The 16,514-nt window shown below is 59.1% G+C and carries 16 protein-coding genes and 1 pseudogene; 15 read left to right on the plus strand and 2 right to left on the minus strand.

Features of this window, described 5'->3' with window-relative positions:
* Nucleotides 1-40 precede the first annotated feature (40 nt).
* The 15 genes and pseudogenes from fabF to nagZ all read left to right on the plus strand — a co-directional run bounded on the left by fabF (nucleotide 41) and on the right by nagZ (nucleotide 14,691).
* Nucleotides 41-1,285 carry a beta-ketoacyl-ACP synthase II gene (fabF, locus tag E5678_RS00895; protein ID WP_136176788.1) on the plus strand — a complete coding sequence of 415 codons (1,245 nt, stop codon included), beginning with the start codon at nucleotides 41-43 and terminating at the stop codon, nucleotides 1,283-1,285.
* 46 nt (nucleotides 1,286-1,331) lie between these two features.
* Nucleotides 1,332-1,808 carry a hypothetical protein gene (locus E5678_RS00900; protein WP_136176789.1) on the plus strand — a complete coding sequence of 159 codons (477 nt, stop codon included), beginning with the start codon at nucleotides 1,332-1,334 and terminating at the stop codon, nucleotides 1,806-1,808.
* 82 nt (nucleotides 1,809-1,890) lie between these two features.
* Nucleotides 1,891-2,535: an RNA polymerase sigma factor RpoE gene (gene rpoE, locus E5678_RS00905; RefSeq protein WP_136176790.1), complete on the plus strand. Its 645-nt coding sequence runs from the start codon at nucleotides 1,891-1,893 to the stop codon at nucleotides 2,533-2,535.
* Nucleotides 2,536-2,583: 48 nt separating this feature from the next.
* The gene (locus tag E5678_RS00910) at nucleotides 2,584-3,237 is read left to right on the plus strand and encodes a sigma-E factor negative regulatory protein (RefSeq protein ID WP_210731963.1); all 654 of its coding nucleotides are present in this window, start codon (nucleotides 2,584-2,586) and stop codon (nucleotides 3,235-3,237) included.
* A gap of 3 nt (nucleotides 3,238-3,240) precedes the next feature.
* The gene (locus tag E5678_RS00915; protein ID WP_136176792.1) at nucleotides 3,241-4,338 is read left to right on the plus strand and encodes a MucB/RseB C-terminal domain-containing protein; all 1,098 of its coding nucleotides are present in this window, start codon (nucleotides 3,241-3,243) and stop codon (nucleotides 4,336-4,338) included.
* A gap of 84 nt (nucleotides 4,339-4,422) precedes the next feature.
* Complete coding sequence (locus E5678_RS00920; RefSeq protein WP_136176793.1) at nucleotides 4,423-5,919, plus strand: DegQ family serine endoprotease; 1,497 nt, start codon at nucleotides 4,423-4,425, stop codon at nucleotides 5,917-5,919.
* 527 nt (nucleotides 5,920-6,446) lie between these two features.
* Nucleotides 6,447-8,254 (plus strand): annotated as a pseudogene (gene lepA, locus E5678_RS00925) (translation elongation factor 4).
* Nucleotides 8,255-8,265: 11 nt separating this feature from the next.
* On the plus strand, nucleotides 8,266-9,231 hold the full coding sequence (gene lepB, locus E5678_RS00930) for a signal peptidase I (protein ID WP_136176794.1): 966 nt from the start codon (nucleotides 8,266-8,268) through the stop codon (nucleotides 9,229-9,231).
* Nucleotides 9,232-9,264: 33 nt separating this feature from the next.
* A complete protein-coding gene (locus tag E5678_RS00935; RefSeq protein ID WP_136180565.1) occupies nucleotides 9,265-9,609 on the plus strand; it encodes a DUF4845 domain-containing protein in 345 nt (114 codons plus the stop codon).
* A 43-nt stretch (nucleotides 9,610-9,652) separates the two neighbouring features.
* Complete coding sequence (gene rnc / locus E5678_RS00940; RefSeq protein ID WP_136176795.1) at nucleotides 9,653-10,348, plus strand: ribonuclease III; 696 nt, start codon at nucleotides 9,653-9,655, stop codon at nucleotides 10,346-10,348.
* A gap of 60 nt (nucleotides 10,349-10,408) precedes the next feature.
* Nucleotides 10,409-11,458, plus strand: coding sequence for a GTPase Era (era, locus tag E5678_RS00945; RefSeq protein ID WP_136176796.1), 1,050 nt, complete (start codon nucleotides 10,409-10,411; stop codon nucleotides 11,456-11,458).
* Between the two features lie 114 nt (nucleotides 11,459-11,572).
* Nucleotides 11,573-12,364, plus strand: coding sequence for a DNA repair protein RecO (recO, locus tag E5678_RS00950; protein ID WP_136176797.1), 792 nt, complete (start codon nucleotides 11,573-11,575; stop codon nucleotides 12,362-12,364).
* 25 nt (nucleotides 12,365-12,389) lie between these two features.
* On the plus strand, nucleotides 12,390-13,175 hold the full coding sequence (locus E5678_RS00955; RefSeq protein ID WP_136176798.1) for a pyridoxine 5'-phosphate synthase: 786 nt from the start codon (nucleotides 12,390-12,392) through the stop codon (nucleotides 13,173-13,175).
* Between the two features lie 10 nt (nucleotides 13,176-13,185).
* A complete protein-coding gene (gene acpS / locus E5678_RS00960; RefSeq protein WP_136176799.1) occupies nucleotides 13,186-13,578 on the plus strand; it encodes a holo-ACP synthase in 393 nt (130 codons plus the stop codon).
* A gap of 21 nt (nucleotides 13,579-13,599) precedes the next feature.
* Nucleotides 13,600-14,691, plus strand: a complete 1,092-nt coding sequence (gene nagZ / locus E5678_RS00965) for a beta-N-acetylhexosaminidase (protein WP_136176800.1) — start codon at nucleotides 13,600-13,602, stop codon at nucleotides 14,689-14,691.
* Nucleotides 14,692-14,879: 188 nt separating this feature from the next.
* Here nagZ and E5678_RS00970 read toward each other — a convergent pair whose 3' ends face one another.
* On the minus strand, nucleotides 14,880-15,566 hold the full coding sequence (locus E5678_RS00970) for an LON peptidase substrate-binding domain-containing protein (protein ID WP_247596870.1): 687 nt from the start codon (nucleotides 15,564-15,566) through the stop codon (nucleotides 14,880-14,882).
* Nucleotides 15,563-16,441: an acetyl-CoA carboxylase, carboxyltransferase subunit beta gene (accD, locus tag E5678_RS00975; RefSeq protein WP_136176801.1), complete on the minus strand. Its 879-nt coding sequence runs from the start codon at nucleotides 16,439-16,441 to the stop codon at nucleotides 15,563-15,565. Before accD ends, E5678_RS00970 begins: the two co-directional genes overlap by 4 nt.
* Nucleotides 16,442-16,514 lie beyond the last annotated feature (73 nt).

Genomic DNA, 16,514 nt, shown 5'->3' on the forward strand with positions numbered 1-16,514 from the left:
CTGACTTGACTTCAATGTCTCAGACGCAAGGGGATTTTTAATGAGTCGACGTCGCGTAGTCGTGACAGGTCTGGGATGTATCAGCCCCGTGGGTAACACGGTGGAAGAGTCCTGGGCCAATATTCTGGCCGGCAAGTCCGGCATTGATCACATCACCAAGTTCGATGCTTCGGACTTTTCCTGCCGGTTCGCAGGGGAGGTCAAAGGCTTTGAAGTCGAGTCGTACATGTCTTCGAAAGAAGCGCGCACGATGGATGCCTTCATTCACTATGGCATTGCTGCCGCGGCTCAAGCCGTAGCTGACGCTGGGCTGCCCACGGGCGAAGCACTCGGCGAGGAGCAGGCCACACGCATCGGGTGCAACATCGGCTCGGGCATTGGCGGCCTGCCCATGATTGAAGCGACCCATGCCGAGCTCACCAAGCGTGGGCCCAGGCGGGTTTCCCCGTTTTTTGTGCCTGCCTCGATCATCAACATGATCTCTGGGCATGTTTCGATCAAGTTCGGGTTCAAGGGCCCGAACATCTCGGTGGTGACCGCATGTACCACCGGCTTGCATGCCATTGGCATGTCGGCACGGATGATCGAATACGGCGATGCAGACGTGATGGTGGCCGGTGGCTCCGAAGCCACCATTTCACCGCTCGGCTTGGGGGGGTTTGCTGCCGCGCGCGCCTTGTCTACCCGAAACGATGATCCCAAGACCGCTTCCCGTCCATGGGACAAGGACCGCGATGGGTTCGTCTTGGGTGAAGGAGCTGGCGTGGTGGTGCTCGAAGAGTATGAGCATGCCAAAGCAAGGGGTGCAAAGATTTATGGTGAGGTGATTGGGTTTGGCATGAGTGCCGATGCCTATCACATGACAGCACCCAACATGGACGGGCCTCGCCGCTCCATGCTGATGGCCATGAAAAATGCCGGCGTGAATGCGGACGAGATTCAATACCTCAATGCACACGGCACTTCAACACCTTTGGGCGATCTCAACGAGACGAATGCCATCAAAGCGGCTCTGGGCGACCATGCCAAGAAGACCGTGGTGAATTCGACCAAATCCATGACGGGCCACCTGCTCGGTGGCGCTGGTGGAATCGAGAGTGTGTTCACACTGCTGGCGATGCACGAACAGAAAAGTCCACCGACGATCAACATTTTCAACCAGGATCCAGCGTGCGATCTGGATTACTGTGCCAATACGGCCAGGGATCTGAAAATCGATGTGGCTGTCAAAAACAACTTTGGCTTCGGTGGGACCAACGGGACCCTGATCTTCAGGAGGGTCTGAGCGATTCCCCCGGATTGGTCGCTTCTCTTGAGGCCCTGAAGCTCCCATGCGCAACGCCCCATCGGTCTCCTTTCCTGTGGGGCGTTGTTCTTTTTATGGCTGGGTGTTGTTTTCTCTCGGTGTGTCGGGCCTGGCCGCGTTTGCCGGACTGCACGCCATGGCGTACCTGGGGCGTGCGACGCCACTGACGGTGACGCAGACCGCCTCTGGCCTGTTGATATGTGTGTGCTGGGCGGGGGTTGCTGCTTGGCATTGGCGCCAATCGGCACAGGGGCGGCTGCACTGGGATGCGATGGCCGCTCCTTTGAGCAGGGTGGGCCCAGCGGGTATGTGGCGCTGGCAGTCTGCAGGAAGGGTTCGCAGCGCGGACTTGGTTCGGGTGGACAACGTGCTTGACCTGCAGTCCCGGTGTTTGTTGCGGATTGAGCGTCCCGAAGGCGGAAAACAATGGCTTTGGGTCGAGCGCGCCCAGAATCCCGACCGTTGGGATGATTTAAGGCGTGCCCTGGTGGCCGTCCGTTGAACCGGTTGATGGTGTGGTTTGATGTGCACGCCAGGCAATCACGGTTTCATGGGGTATATTGCTGCGGCCGCCTCCAGTTCACATGACCCCTCAAGACGACCATACCGCCCCCCCCCCTCCAGACAGTGATGTCATGCTGGTCCAGCGCACGCTGGCGGGTGAGCAGCGGGCCTTTGAGCTGCTGGTCATCAAATACCAGCGCCGGGTTGAACGCTTGATCGGACGCATGGTCCGCGATGTGGATCTCGTGCCGGACATCGCCCAGGAAACGTTTATCCGGGCTTACAGGGCCTTGGCTCAGTTTCGCGGGGATGCTCAGTTCTATACCTGGCTGTACCGGATCGCGGTCAACACGGCCAAAAAACAGCTGTTGGAACTCAAGCGCGATCCTTTGATCTACCAGGCGCAGATGAAAGTGGGCGAAGACGATGAAACTTCCTCACAAGAATTTGCACTAAACCCACATGCCTCCCATGAAGAGACGCCTGAGGCGATTTTGGCCAGCAAGGAGATCGCCGAGGCGGTGAACGCTGCCATGGAGGCGTTGCCAGAAGAGCTGCGCATGGCGATCAGCCTGCGCGAGATGGATGGATTGAGTTATGAAGAAATTGCACAGGCGCTGGACTGTCCCATCGGGACGGTGCGCTCGCGCATTTTCCGGGCGCGTGAAGCGATTTCCAACCGGATCAAGCCGATGCTGGAACGCCAAACTGGCAAGCGCTGGTGACGGCTCTCTGGCCGGGATGTGAAGAGGGTCAGTCCTCGAAGTTATGGGATGTCAACGATGAATGCCGCACAAGACAAAACACTGCTAGACCTTTCGGGCACAGACGCTGACAGCGCGGTGTCTGCACTCGTGGATGGCGAGTTGCCCGACCTCGCATGTGACGTGGTGCTGCGGGGGGCGGCTGATGCGCGCGAGCTTCACCAGCAGTGGTTGCTTTATCAAATGATTGGCCAGACCCTGAACGGTCGACCGGTCGTGGGATCTGTCCGCTCGTCGCAGGATTTTTTGATGGGTGTGATGGCAGGATTGCCTGCCGATATCCCGCGGGATTTGTCTCCTGCCCCAGATGCACGCTTGGTCCACGTGCGGTCGGGCGCTGCCAATGACCCCGTGATGCGCTGGAAATGGGTGGCGGGCGTCGCCTCTCTTGCCGCAGTGATGGCCGTGAGCTGGACAGTGCTGCGCGAATCCCCCGGCAGCCCGTCGGCGGCTTCTGGACCCGTGCTGGCCTCAAACGAAGGATCTCCCTTGGCCACCGTCGACTCCACTGTCGTGGTGAACACCGCCCAGGGAACCTTGATTCGGGACGCTCGTTTAGAGCAGCTGTTGGCCGAGCACCGGCAATACGGATCCATGTCCGCGCTGCAGATGCCTGCCGGATTTCTCCGCAGCGCGACACACGACGCTGCGGAGCGGCGCTGATTCATGTTGATCAACAAGTCTGAATGGTTGGGGCGCGTCCCGGTCGGGACACATGGCGCGGATCTGAACGGGCGCGTCGGCATTCGCGGGGGGGGCCTGCGAATGGTGTTTCAGGCCCTGAAGTTGTCTGCGTTGGCCCTGTTGTTGTCGGGTCCCTGGATCGGTCTTCAAGCCCAGTCCGTGGCTGTGCCGCCAAAGCGAACTGTCAACGACTGGCTGAACCGGATGCATGATGCTTCGCGGCAGCGCGACTACACCGGCACGCTGGTGGTGTCCACGGGGATGGCCATGTCGGCTTCGAGGATCTGGCATGTGTGTGACGGTGAACATCAGATGGAGCGGATAGAAACGCTCACGGGTGCCCCTCGAACGACGATCAGGCGCAACAACGATGTCATCACGTTTGCGCCCGACGAGAAGCGTGCGTGGGTTGAAAAACGGGAATCACTCGGGTTGTTCCCTGAGTTGCTGCGCACGCCTGCCAACGTGATTCCTGAGTTTTATGACGTGCGAGAGACGGGACGAGAGCGGGTAGCCGGCTACCTCTCGGACGCTGTGGAGATCGTGCCAAGGGACTCGTTGCGGTTCGGCTATCGCATCTGGGCGGAGCGGGAAAGTGGCCTCGTGGTCAAGTTGCAGACGATCGACCTCAAGGGGCAGATTCTCGAGCAACTGGCTTTTTCTGAGTTGAAGCTGGATGCGCCAGTCCGCATGGACAAGCTCAAAAAACAGATGAAAGACACGCGAGGCTATGAGGTGTTTCATCCTGCCTTTGTCAAAACTTCGGCGGAAGCCGCTGGTTGGACCGTGAAAGCGATGGTCGCAGGATTTCAACTCATGAGCTGCCATACGCGTGCGCGTCCCGACCCGTCGCTCGGGCAGGTCGATGCCATGCAATGCGTGTTTTCTGACGGTCTTGCCTCCGTGTCGTTGTTCATCGAACCTCTGGAGACTGACCAACCAGGGGCGGAGGGCCGCTCTTCAACGGGTGCGACCCACCTGTTGCGCCGCCACCTGGCGACCCATTGGGTCACGGCGATGGGTGAGGTGCCCATGGAGACCCTTGTGCGCATGTCAGAGGCGTTGGAGCGATCACGTTGACCCCGCCCGAGGGTTGCGTTGAGCTCTTTCCCTGTGACCACTTCCGCGCCTGCTTTTCTGTTCACCAGATCTGAATCAAACACCATGAATTCCAAGCCTTTATCTCTAACTTCATTGCCGTCCATTTTTCTTGGCGGTGCGCTGGCTTTGAGCGCGCTTGCATGGTCTGTGCCTGCAAAGGCACAGAGCCTTCCTCAAGTGACCGCGCCCAGTGTTCGGGGCCTGCCTGATTTCACCGATTTGGTGGATCTGGTTGGTCCCTCGGTGGTGAACATCCGCACCTTGGAACGCGCGTCGACCAGCGCGGCGGGTGGTGGCTCTGCCATGGACGAGCAAATGCTGGAGTTTTTCCGCCGCTTCGGCATTCCGATACCGCCGAGCATGGGACCTCGCTCGCCGAAACAGGAGCCGGGCCCGATGGATGAGGCCCAACCCCGGGGGGTCGGTTCGGGGTTTATCCTGAGTTCGGATGGCCTGATCATGACGAACGCCCACGTGGTGGATGGAGCCGACGAACTGATCGTGACTTTGCCAGACAATCGCGAATTCAAGGCCAAGCTTGTGGGCGCGGACAAGCGCACCGACGTGGCGGTGGTCAAGATCGAGGCCTCTGGTCTCAACGCTGTGCGCATCGGAGATGTCAACCGGTTGCGGGTTGGTGAATGGGTGATGGCGATCGGCTCGCCCTTTGGTCTCGAGAACACCGTGACCGCCGGTATTGTCAGTGCCAAGAAGCGCGATACCGGAGACTTCCTGCCCTTCATTCAGACCGATGTGGCGATCAACCCGGGCAACTCGGGAGGGCCGTTGATCAACATGCGCGGCGAGGTGGTCGGCATCAACAGCCAGATCTACTCGCGCTCGGGTGGATTTCAGGGGATCTCCTTTGCCATACCGATCGACGAGGCGGTACGGGTTTCTGATCAGCTGCGCACCACGGGACGGGTAACACGTGGGCGCATCGGTGTTCAGATTGACCAGGTGAGCAAAGAGGTGGCCGAATCCATAGGATTGGGCAAGCCCCGTGGGGCCTTGGTGCGGGGTGTGGAGGCTGATTCGCCTGCTTCAAAAGCGGGGGTGGAGCCGGGTGACATCATCTTGAAATTTGATGGGAAAGACATCGACAAGTCGGTCGATCTGCCTCGGCTGGTGGGCAGTACCAAGCCGGGAAACAAGAGCCGTATGACGGTGTTCCGCCGTGGGACCCAAAAAGAGCTGGGTATTACCGTGGCCGAGCTTGAGCCCGAGCAGGCGGAACGCCGAGCTGCGGCCCCCGACACAGTTCGTCCCCAAGTGTCCAGCGTTGTTCAGAGCCTGGGGTTGACCCTCAAGGCACTGACCGCTGCGCAGAAAAAGGAGCTCAATTTGCGGGGTGGCGTGCGTGTTGAGAGTGCAGAAGGCCCTGCCGCACGAGCGGGTCTGCGTGAAGGTGATGTGATTGTGGCCATCGATAACATGGACACCACCTCGGTTGAAGAGCTGGAAGCTGCCCTGTCCAAGGTAGACAAAGGCAAGTCGATCAATGTGCTGTTTCGCCGAGGGGAATGGGCCCAGTACACTTTGATCCGGCCCATTCGTTGAAAAGGCGTTCCACATGGCTGTTCCTGCTGTGAATAGCCCTTGGGCTGGCAGGGAATTTTGTGCAAACCATCGAAGTGGTGGTGAGGATACGACACCTGAGCAGGGGTCCGATTGCCGAACCGGGGTCTGCATTTGTAAGTGCTTGCTAACGGCGAGCGAAGCCCCTCGGACAGAATTCGATAAAATCGGGGTTTAAAGCGCAGGATTCCTTCGTGGGAGCTGTTTTGGGCTTCACGATGTGAGACACGTCGCGGGCAGGGCAGAGATCATCCACAGGTGATCCACCTGCCCAGCTGTCGTCCTGTGGATAAGTTGTTGATGGCTTGTATGTTGCTGCGCTGCAACAAACTGAGATAGACGGTTGGCGGGTGTGCGTTTTGGGCTTTTTGCCTACAATGAAACCCCAACTATCGCAGTTGCCCTTGATTGTTGGTTCTGGGCGCGTCAACAGCTGACGCGCCCTTTTTTATGTGTGCCCGCAGAGCGGGCGCATGGTGCTTGTCGTCCTTGGTTGAGTCGCTTTCCTGATGAATCACATTCGCAATTTTTCGATCATCGCCCACATCGATCACGGCAAGTCCACGCTGGCCGATCGCATCATTTCCCTTTGCGGCGGTTTGTCTGATCGTGAGATGAGTGAACAAGTGCTGGACTCGATGGATATCGAGAAGGAACGGGGCATCACCATCAAGGCCCAGACTGCTGCGCTGCAGTACAAAGCCCTCGACGGACAGATCTACAACCTCAATTTGATCGATACGCCTGGTCATGTGGACTTCTCTTACGAGGTCAGCCGCTCACTCTCGGCTTGTGAAGGTGCTTTGCTGGTCGTGGATGCCAGCCAAGGCGTAGAGGCTCAGACGGTGGCGAATTGCTACACCGCTTTGGAACTCGGTGTTGAGGTCGTGCCGGTGCTCAACAAGATGGACCTGCCCAATGCAGATCCGGACAACGCCAAGATCGAGATCGAAGATGTGATCGGAATCGACGCCACCGACGCCATCCCCTGCTCGGCCAAATCGGGTATGGGCGTGATTGACATTCTTGAGGCGGTCGTCGCGCGCATCCCCCCCCAAAAGGCGATCCGAATGCGCCGTTGCGCGCGATGATCGTGGACAGCTGGTACGACGCCTACGTGGGCGTGGTGATGCTGGTGCGGGTGGTTGACGGTCGTTTGCAAAGAGGCGAACGCTTCAAGATGATGGCCACCAACACGGTCTACAACGCCGACAACCTCGGCGTGTTCACACCGGGTACAGAACCACGCCCATCGCTGGAAGCGGGTGAGGTGGGGTTCATCATTGCCGGCATCAAAGAATTGCAAGCCGCCAAGGTAGGCGACACCATCACGCTTGAGAAAAAGCTGCCCAACAACCTCGGGCCTGCGGTCAAGGCGCTCCCCGGTTTCAAGGAAGTGCAACCACAGGTTTTTGCGGGTCTGTATCCCACCGAATCCAATCAGTACGATGCGTTGCGCGACGCACTGGAAAAACTCAAGCTCAACGACGCTGCATTGCAATATGAACCAGAGGTGTCGCAGGCTTTGGGCTTCGGCTTTCGCTGCGGCTTCCTCGGTTTGTTGCACATGGAGATCGTGCAAGAGCGGCTGGAGCGCGAGTTCGACCAGGACCTGATCACAACCGCGCCCAGCGTGGTTTATGAGGTGGTCAAGCCAGGCGGCGAAGTCATCATGGTTGAGAATCCTTCGAAAATGCCAGAGCAGGGGCGCCTCGAAGAAATCCGCGAGCCCATCGTAACGGTGCATTTGTACATGCCGCAAGACTATGTGGGCGCGGTGATGACGTTGGCCAACCAGAAGCGCGGCATGCAGCTCAATATGGCTTACCACGGCAAGCAGGTCATGCTGACTTACGACATGCCGCTGGGTGAGATCGTGCTGGATTTCTTCGACAAGCTCAAATCGGTGAGCCGAGGGTATGCCTCGATGGACTACGAGTTCAAGGAGTTTCGGACGTCCGATGTGGTCAAGGTCGATATCTTGCTGAACGGCGAAAAGGTCGACGCTTTGTCCATCATCGTTCACCGTTCGCAGGCGCAATACCGGGGTCGCGCTGTGGTGGCGAAAATGCGGGAAATCATCAGTCGCCAGATGTTTGATGTGGCGATTCAGGCGGCGATTGGGGGCACTGTGATTGCGCGTGAGTCGATCAAGGCCCTGCGTAAAAACGTGCTGGCAAAATGCTATGGCGGTGATATTTCGCGCAAACGCAAACTTCTCGAAAAGCAGAAAGCAGGTAAGAAGCGTATGAAACAGATTGGTTCGGTTGAGGTCCCTCAGGAAGCTTTCCTGGCAATTTTGCAGGTGGAAGACTGATGCAATCAGCCATGAGCACGCTCACCGCGCTGGTGCTGGGCGCTTTCGCCGCCTATGTGGGTGCATTTATCTTCGGTCAGGTTGAGGGCAATTTTGCGCTGCTTCTGATGGTGGCTACTGCAATCACTGGGTTCTACTGGGTGGCCGAAAAGCTGTTTTTTCTGCCACAGCGCCGACGGGAAGCCACACGCCTGGTGGCTGCGAGCCAAGACCGTTCCAAGGTCCTCGCTCAGCAGGGGTTTGCCGCCGATGCGTCTGCGCTTGAGCCTGCCCGCGAAAGGCTTTTGCGCCAGCCCTGGTGGCTGGACTGGACTGCGGGCCTGTTCCCTGTGATCCTGGCCGTCTTTGTTTTGCGGTCGTTCCTTTATGAGCCGTTCAAGATACCGTCGGGATCGATGATCCCGACACTCCGGGTGGGCGACCTCATTTTGGTGAACAAATTTCACTATGGCATCCGCTTGCCAGTCTTCAATACCAAGGTCATCGCCAACCACGAACCCCAGAGAGGCGATGTGATGGTGTTTCGCTACCCGCCACAACCCAGCCTGGACTACATCAAGCGTGTGATCGGTGTGCCCGGGGACGAGGTCGCTTATTTGAACAAGCGTTTGACGGTGAATGGGCAGGAAGTCCCGCACACGACTTTGCCTGATTTTTTTGACAGCGACTCCATGCGCTACACCCAACATTTTGGCGAAGTGCTCAATGGCAAAGCCTACAACACCCTGAACAACGAGGACCGTCCAGCTTTCGTTTCGGGTGCGACCGATTTCGCAGGCAGGGATCAATGCAACTACTCCCTGGAGGGCGTGGTTTGCAAGGTGCCCGCTGGGCACTATTTCATGATGGGCGACAATCGCGACAATTCGCTGGATTCCCGATATTGGGGATTTGTGCCAGAGTCCAACATTGTGGGCAAAGCCTTCTTTGTCTGGATGAATTTCAGCGACTTGGGCCGTGTCGGCTCTTTCAACTGAATCGACTCACTTCTGGAGGATACTTTCGTGCATATGCAACACCAACAACAACGTGGAATGACGTTTCTCGGCTTGCTCATCGTCGGCATCATGCTGGCGTATGCTGGCGTGATTCTGGCGCAGGTTGTGCCCACGTACACAGAATACCTGTCCATTCAAAAGGCTGCCCAAAAGGCTTCCGAGGGCACGACGGTGGCAGAGGTTAGAAGCATTTTCGACAAAGCAGCCAATATCGACTACATCGAGAGCATTTCTGCGAAAGATCTGGACATTGGAAAAGAAGGTGATCGTGTCGTCGTGTCGTTCGCGTATCTGCGCGAAATCCATTTGGTGGGCCCGGCGTTTCTGGTGATGAAGTACGAAGGCAGCTCCAAGTGAGTGGCGTGACCGCAGGGCCCGTACAAAACATGCCCCGACTATTTTGAGTCCCGAGCTGCAATTGCTTCAGCAGCGGCTGAAGCATGGGTTTGCCAACCCGCATTTGCTGGAACGTGCACTGACCCATCGCAGCTTCACCTCTGACCACAACGAGCGCCTCGAATTCCTGGGGGATTCGGTGCTCAACCTGGCGGTATCGGGCCTGTTGTTTGAAAAGCTGAGCCAGTTGCCTGAGGGCGATCTGTCTCGTGTGCGGGCCAACCTGGTCAAACAGGACACTTTGTTCCAGATAGCCTCCGACCTTGGCTTGTCGGGGTGCCTTCGTTTGGGTGACGGCGAAAAGCGCTCAGGTGGGCACAAGCGCCCATCCATCCTGGCCGATGCCCTGGAAGCCGTGATCGGGGCGGTCTACCTGGACGCGGGATTCGATGCCGCTGCGGCGTTGGTGCACCGTTTGTTCAGCGGCTTCGAACTCAGCGCCCAGATGAGTGCCATGGGCAAAGATCCCAAGACCGAATTGCAGGAGTGGCTGCAGGGGCGCAAAATGAAGCTGCCGGTGTATCGGGTGGTTGCGACGCTCGGCGAAGCACACAAACAGACGTTTGACGTCGAGTGCCTGGTCACCGAAACAGGCCACAGTGAGCGCGGCATTGGCGCATCCAGGCGTGCTGGGGAGCAGGCCGCTGCCGCCGCCATGTTGCTGCGCATCCAGCCCGGTTCGACAGGTCATCGGCCTTAGGTTCCCCCTGCCCATGCCCATGCCCTTGGGCGGCTCCTTTTTGTATTGCGTTCGGATCGTATGACTACACAGAAAAAAATTCCAACGGCGAAAGCCGTCCATGTTGAGGCACCTGCGGGGCCGCAACCTGAATTGGATGCCATGTTGGCGCGTGCCCTGGGCAAAGAACCCATCGAAGGCATTGAGTCTGAGGTGCCCGTTCTGGCGGCCCCTGCACCGGTCGAGCCGGAGGAGCAACGTTGCGGTCTCGTGGCCATTGTGGGCAAACCCAATGTGGGCAAATCCACCTTGCTCAATGCACTGGTGGGTCAGAAGATCAGCATCACGTCGAGCAAGGCGCAGACCACACGCCACCGAATCACCGGCTACCGCACGTCGGGCGTCAGCCAGTTTGTGTTTGTGGACACACCGGGCTTCCAGACCCGTCACGCCAATGCACTGAACCGCTCGCTGAACAAGACGGTGTTGGGCGCTGTGGCCGATGTGGATCTGATCCTGTTTGTGGTTGAGGCGGACCACTTCACCCCGGCTGATGCCAAGGTGCTGGACCTGTTGCCCAAGGATATTCCGGTCATCTTGCTGGCGAACAAGTTTGATCTGGTGCACCGGCGTGGGGATCTTGCGCCTTGGTTGCGCTCGATGGCAGAGCGCCATCCGTTTGCCGAGTTTGTTCCCATGACGGCCAAGAACAGCCGCGATATCCAGCGCCTCTTCACCATTTGTGAGAATTACCTGCCGCAACAACCCTGGATGCACGATCCCGAAGAACTCACCGATCGCAGTGAGCGGTTCATGGCGAGTGAAATGGTTCGGGAAAAGCTGTTTCGACTGACCGGCGACGAGTTGCCCTACACCTCGACGGTCATTATCGACAAGTTTGAGCTGGAAGGTCGGCTCAGGCGCATTGCGGCCACCATCGTCGTCGAGAGGGATGGGCACAAAGGCATGGTCATCGGTGACAAGGGTGAGAAGCTCAAGCGCATCGGCACCGAAACCCGGCAGGAGCTGGAAAAACTTTGGGACTGCAAGGTGTACCTGGAGCTGTGGGTCAAGGTTCGCTCCGGATGGGCCGACAACGATGCCCGCGTTCGCTCATTTGGCTATGAATGACGCGATGGCCTGCACGAGCCCTTTGAGCAGGTCGATGCCCCTTGCGGATCTGACATGCGGCGAGGATGCTGCGGCGATCAGCGGCTGCACGGCCCAATCCCGCGCCTGACCTCGATGGCCACGCGCCGCAGCGCCGAAGAGCCGGCCTATGTCCTGCACCGTTACGACTGGAGCGAGTCCAGTCTGGTTCTCGAGGTGTTCACGCGCAACCACGGGCGTATCGCATTGGTGGCCAAAGGGGTGAAGCGGCCCACCTCGCAGTTTCGTCCCGTCTTGTTGCCGTTGCAGGCGTTGCTGCTGAGTTGGGGTGGTGACGCTGAGGTGCGGACCCTGAAGTCTGCCCAGTGGCAAGGGGGGCACGTCATGCCCACCGGCGAAGCCCTGATTTCTGGGACTTATCTCAATGAACTCCTCATGCGCTTGCTGGCGCGCGACGATGTCCATGCAGCCTTGTTTGATCACTACGCCCTGACGGTGCAACTGCTGGCCGAGCGTGGGGATGCCCAACAATTGATCTTGCGGGCTTTTGAGTTGATGCTGTTGCGTGATGCGGGTCTGTTGCCCGATTTGGGTCACGACGGCAGCGCATTGACGCCGCTGACCACTCGGGCGCACTATGTGGTGGACCCTGAGCATGGCCTGCGGCTGGCCCGGGATGGTGAGCACCAGGCGCTTCTGGGCGAACATTGGATCTCTTTGCAGCAGGCATTGGATGCCCCAGACCCGCTCATCGCCAGTCTGCGGGCCTGTGCGCCATTTGAGGTTGCGCTGCGTCCCCAGCTGAGATCGTTGCTGCACTACCATTGTGGCGTTCGGGGCTTCAAGACCCGCCAGCTGATGATCGATGTGCAGGCCATGAGCCGATCGACAACGCTGACGCCCGTCGACAGCACTGCATCGCTTTGACTCAAAAACGCCATCCGCGACACCTATGAATTCGGACACCTCGATTTCCCGCCTTCCCACAGCGCTCTCGGTCAACCTGAACAAGGTGGCGCTGGTCCGCAACACCCGGCATCTGGGTATTCCCTCGGTGCTGCGCGCGGCGGAGCTCTGCTTGCAGGCTGGCGCGCGTGGCATCACGGTGCATCCGCGGCCTGACGAAAGACACATCCGCCTACAGGATGTATTCGACCTGGGCGCCTTGTTGCAAGACTGGCCCGATCGCGAGTTCAATATCGAAGGCAACCCGTTTCACAACCTGATGAACATCGCTCGAGATGTCAGGGACCGCGGTTTGCCGCTGCACCAGCTCACCTTGGTGCCTGACAGCGAAGGCCAGTTCACGAGCGATCACGGATGGCAGTTTCCTTTGGATGCGGCCAGGCTGACCTCGGCGGTGGCTGAAGGAAAAGCGATGGGCGCCAGGGTCAGTCTGTTCATGGACCCGGACCCCGTTGCGATGGCCGCAGCCAAAGCCGTGGGTGCGGACCGTGTGGAGCTCTACACCGAGCCCTTCGCCGCTGCGTGGCACGGGGCCGACCGCTCCGCTCAACTGGAGCGTTACACGCAGGCGGCTCACGCCGCGATGGTGGCGGGCCTGGGCGTGAACGCCGGGCACGACCTGAATCGGGAGAATCTGACTGGATTTTTGCAGGCGGTGCCCGGTGTCAGCGAGGTTTCTATCGGTCATGCGCTGATCGCCGATGCGCTTGAAATGGGTTACGCCGCGACCATCGCCGAGTACAACCAGTGCATTGCGCGCGCGTTTGCCTGAGGCCGGTCACATGATTGTGGGCATCGGAACCGATATATGCGATATCCGGCGCGTCCAGGGAACCTGGGAGCGTCAAGGCGAGCGATTTGCACGCAAGGTGCTGAGCGACGCCGAGTTCGAAGTTTGGCAGGCCCGCAGTGTGCGTTGGACACAACGGGGATTGCGGTATCTGGCCACCCGATTCTCAGCCAAGGAGGCGTTCTCCAAAGCCATCGGTTTGGGCATGCGCATGCCCATGACCTGGCAACATTGCGAGATCACGAACCTGCCCAGTGGTCAGCCGGCGATCGTGTTGCATGGGGAGCTCAAAACCTGGTTCGAGGCTCAAGGATGGGTTGCACATGTGAGTGTGACCGACGAGACCGACTATGCGGCGAGTTTTGTGGTGGTTGAGCAGCGCTGAACCCTTTGTCTATTTCTGGAGTTGTTCATGCATTCGCCTTTGATCATCGATGTGGCCGGATTCAAGCTGACCACGGCAGAGCGCCAGCGCCTGGCCCACCCTTTGGTGGGCGGCGTGATTTTGTTCGCTCGCAACTGGCAAGGCCGTGACCAGCTGACCGCGCTATGCCGGCAGATCAAGGCGGTTCGCCCCGACCTGCTCATCGCGGTGGATCACGAGGGAGGGCGGGTGCAACGGTTTCGCACAGACGGCTTCACCCACCTGCCACCGATGGCCGCACTGGGTGCCCTATGGGGAGCGCCTGACAAAAAGAAGGAAATGCCGGGAACGTCTGCCATGCGAGCCAGCCGCGCGGCCACGGCCTCGGGATACGTGTTGGGGGCGGAGTTGCGCGCGTGTGGCGTCGATCTGAGTTTTGCGCCCGTGCTCGATCTGGACTATGGCGACAGTTCGGTTATTGGTGACCGCTCATTTCACCGCGATCCTCGGGTTGTGTCCATGCTGGCGCAGGCGCTGATGCTGGGGCTGCAGCAAAGTGGCATGGGCAACTGTGGCAAACATTTTCCGGGGCACGGTTTTGTGAAGGCCGATTCTCATGTTGCGATACCGGTGGACAAGCGCAGTTTGAAGAAAATCTTGCGGGAAGATGCGGCACCCTTTGGTTGGCTTTCAGCTGGGCTGACCGCCGTCATGCCGGCGCATGTGATTTACCCCAAAGTGGATGCCAGGCCAGCGGGTTTTTCCGAGCGCTGGTTGCAAGATGTGCTTCGGCGTCAACTGGGTTTCACAGGCGCCATCTTCAGTGACGATCTGAGCATGGAGGCTGCTCGGCACATCGATGGCCGCCAGGTGAGCTTCACCGAGGCCGCATTGGCGGCGCTGGGCGCAGGGGCGGACATGGTGTTGTTGTGCAACCAGTCCGTGGTGAACGACGGTGTACCCATTGACGAAGCCATAGATGCTTTATCCCGCGCCGTCCTGGAAGGTCAGTGGGCCTTGAATCCGGCCAGCGAAGAACGCCGTCAAGCCTTGCTGCCACGGGATCGAGCCATGGACTGGGACAGTTTGATGGTCAGCGAGCGGTATATGCACGCGCTGTCGCTGCTGCCCTGATCCGGACTTGCGTTCGGCGCAATAGCGGCGCTGGTTGGCCTTGCCATGTCAGAGCACTGCCATCGGCACCTCGCCTTGTTCTCCATTTGAATGCAAACCGGTATCAGGCTCCCGGAGCGGCGCAGCCGCCCACCGACCATCAGTCGCCCTTGCCATGGCAACCTGCGGCGCGTGGGGGCAATATCTCTTTACCGATCCACACCCATCCGGTCCAGGAGGTCGGACACCAGTTCCAACCTCAAAACCGGACTGTCAAGTGACATCAGGCGTTGTTTGAGCTCGGTCTCCACGGGCAAGAGTTCCAGCCACCGGTTGGCCACCCAGCCGCTGTCTTCCCATTGGTAGGGCTCTTGCAGCGGGAGGTTGTTGCGTGCCTCAGGTTCGCGGTCGAGGAGGTTGTGCAACAGCCGTTCCAGGGCATCTCTCGTGCTGCCCAGGTCGTCCGGTACCGGCACCGGGGTATCTGCAGGCAGCAGCGTCACATCGGCTGTCCAAAGCCCATGTGGCAATTGCTGGCGGGACTCGATTTCAAATCTCTGCGAGCCACGGCAGTGGATCACCATCAGCCCAGCCTGAGGGCGCTCAATTTGTTCGATGTGAGCCAAGGTGCCGACCGGATAAAAGGCTTCGTGGGCGAACCCGTCACCTGAGGGTTTGGCGCCTGGGTCCATGCGGCGGACTTCACTGCCCTCGCTCAAAGCCACCACCCCAAAAGGCGCACCGGCCTTGTGGCACCGGCCAATCATGTCCAGGTAGCGCACTTCGAAAATGCGCAACGGCATCCAGCCGCCCGGAAACAGCACCGTCTCCAGCGGGAACAGGGGCAACTGCTGAAGCTTGAGCGCTGCGGGCGCCTGTGGGTCGTCCTGGATCAATCGGCGACAACCGCGTCAGCGCTTTGCCGCTGCAACATGGCCAGGCAGTTGGCGACCGTGTTGCGCAGTGCCCGCCGGTCACAAATGAAATCCACCGCGCCTTTGGTTTGCAGGAACTCAGCGCGCTGGAAGCCTTCTGGCAACTTCACTCGGACGGTGTTCTCAATCACGCGCGGGCCAGCGAAGCCGATGAGGGCTTTGGGTTCGGCAATGACCACATCGCCCAGAAAGGCAAAACCCGCCGAGACACCGCCCATGGTTGGATCGGTGAGCACGCTGATAAAGGGCAGCCCCTTTTTTGCGAGGCGGGTCAAAGAAGCGTTGGTCTTGGCCATCTGCATCAGCGACAGCAGGCCTTCCTGCATGCGGGCGCCACCAGTGGCCGTGAAGCAGATGAAAGGGACTTTTTGTGCGATAGCTTCTTCCACCCCTCTCACAAAGCGCTCACCCACGACAGACCCCATAGAGCCACCCATGAAATCGAATTCGAAACAGGCGACCACCACGCTGACATCTTGTACGGCGCCACCCATGACAATCAAGGCGTCGGTTTCACCCGTGGATTCCAGGGCTTCTTTCAGCCGCTCTGGATATTTCCGGCTGTCTTTGAACTTCAGCGGGTCAACGGGCAGCACCTCTTGCGCGAGCTCGTAGCGTCCCTCGGCATCGAGAAATGCATTGAGGCGCGCGCGCGCGCCGATCCGGTGGTGGTGGTTGCAATGGGGGCAAACGTTCTGGTTTTTTTCCAGATCCGTCTTGTACAACACCGCTTCGCAGCTGGGGCACTTGATCCACAAACCTTCAGGGACGCTGCGGCGTTCCGTCGGGTTGGTGGGCGTGATCTTGGGAGGGAGCAGTTTTTCGAGCCAGGACATGAATTTTTCCTTTGAGCGTCAAATTAAACCACGGGGAAACGCGGTTCGTTGTTGCGCCACTTTGGAGCCTAAG

Origin of the sequence: Hydrogenophaga sp. PAMC20947, from assembly GCF_004795855.1 — a bacterium.
Taxonomy (GTDB): Bacteria; Pseudomonadota; Gammaproteobacteria; order Burkholderiales; family Burkholderiaceae_C; genus Hydrogenophaga.

Coding starts and splice junctions, on each gene's coding strand:
- accD (WP_136176801.1), bottom strand. CDS start 16,441: ATGTCCTGGCTCGAAAAACTGCTCCCTCCCAAGATCACGCCCACCAAC.
- E5678_RS00915 (WP_136176792.1), top strand. CDS start 3,241: ATGTTGATCAACAAGTCTGAATGGTTGGGGCGCGTCCCGGTCGGGACA.
- E5678_RS00955 (WP_136176798.1), top strand. CDS start 12,390: ATGAATTCGGACACCTCGATTTCCCGCCTTCCCACAGCGCTCTCGGTC.
- acpS (WP_136176799.1), top strand. CDS start 13,186: ATGATTGTGGGCATCGGAACCGATATATGCGATATCCGGCGCGTCCAG.
- E5678_RS00910 (WP_210731963.1), top strand. CDS start 2,584: ATGTCAACGATGAATGCCGCACAAGACAAAACACTGCTAGACCTTTCG.
- E5678_RS00900 (WP_136176789.1), top strand. CDS start 1,332: ATGCGCAACGCCCCATCGGTCTCCTTTCCTGTGGGGCGTTGTTCTTTT.
- E5678_RS00935 (WP_136180565.1), top strand. CDS start 9,265: ATGCAACACCAACAACAACGTGGAATGACGTTTCTCGGCTTGCTCATC.
- lepB (WP_136176794.1), top strand. CDS start 8,266: ATGAGCACGCTCACCGCGCTGGTGCTGGGCGCTTTCGCCGCCTATGTG.
- era (WP_136176796.1), top strand. CDS start 10,409: ATGACTACACAGAAAAAAATTCCAACGGCGAAAGCCGTCCATGTTGAG.
- fabF (WP_136176788.1), top strand. CDS start 41: ATGAGTCGACGTCGCGTAGTCGTGACAGGTCTGGGATGTATCAGCCCC.
- recO (WP_136176797.1), top strand. CDS start 11,573: ATGGCCACGCGCCGCAGCGCCGAAGAGCCGGCCTATGTCCTGCACCGT.
- E5678_RS00920 (WP_136176793.1), top strand. CDS start 4,423: ATGAATTCCAAGCCTTTATCTCTAACTTCATTGCCGTCCATTTTTCTT.
- rpoE (WP_136176790.1), top strand. CDS start 1,891: ATGACCCCTCAAGACGACCATACCGCCCCCCCCCCTCCAGACAGTGAT.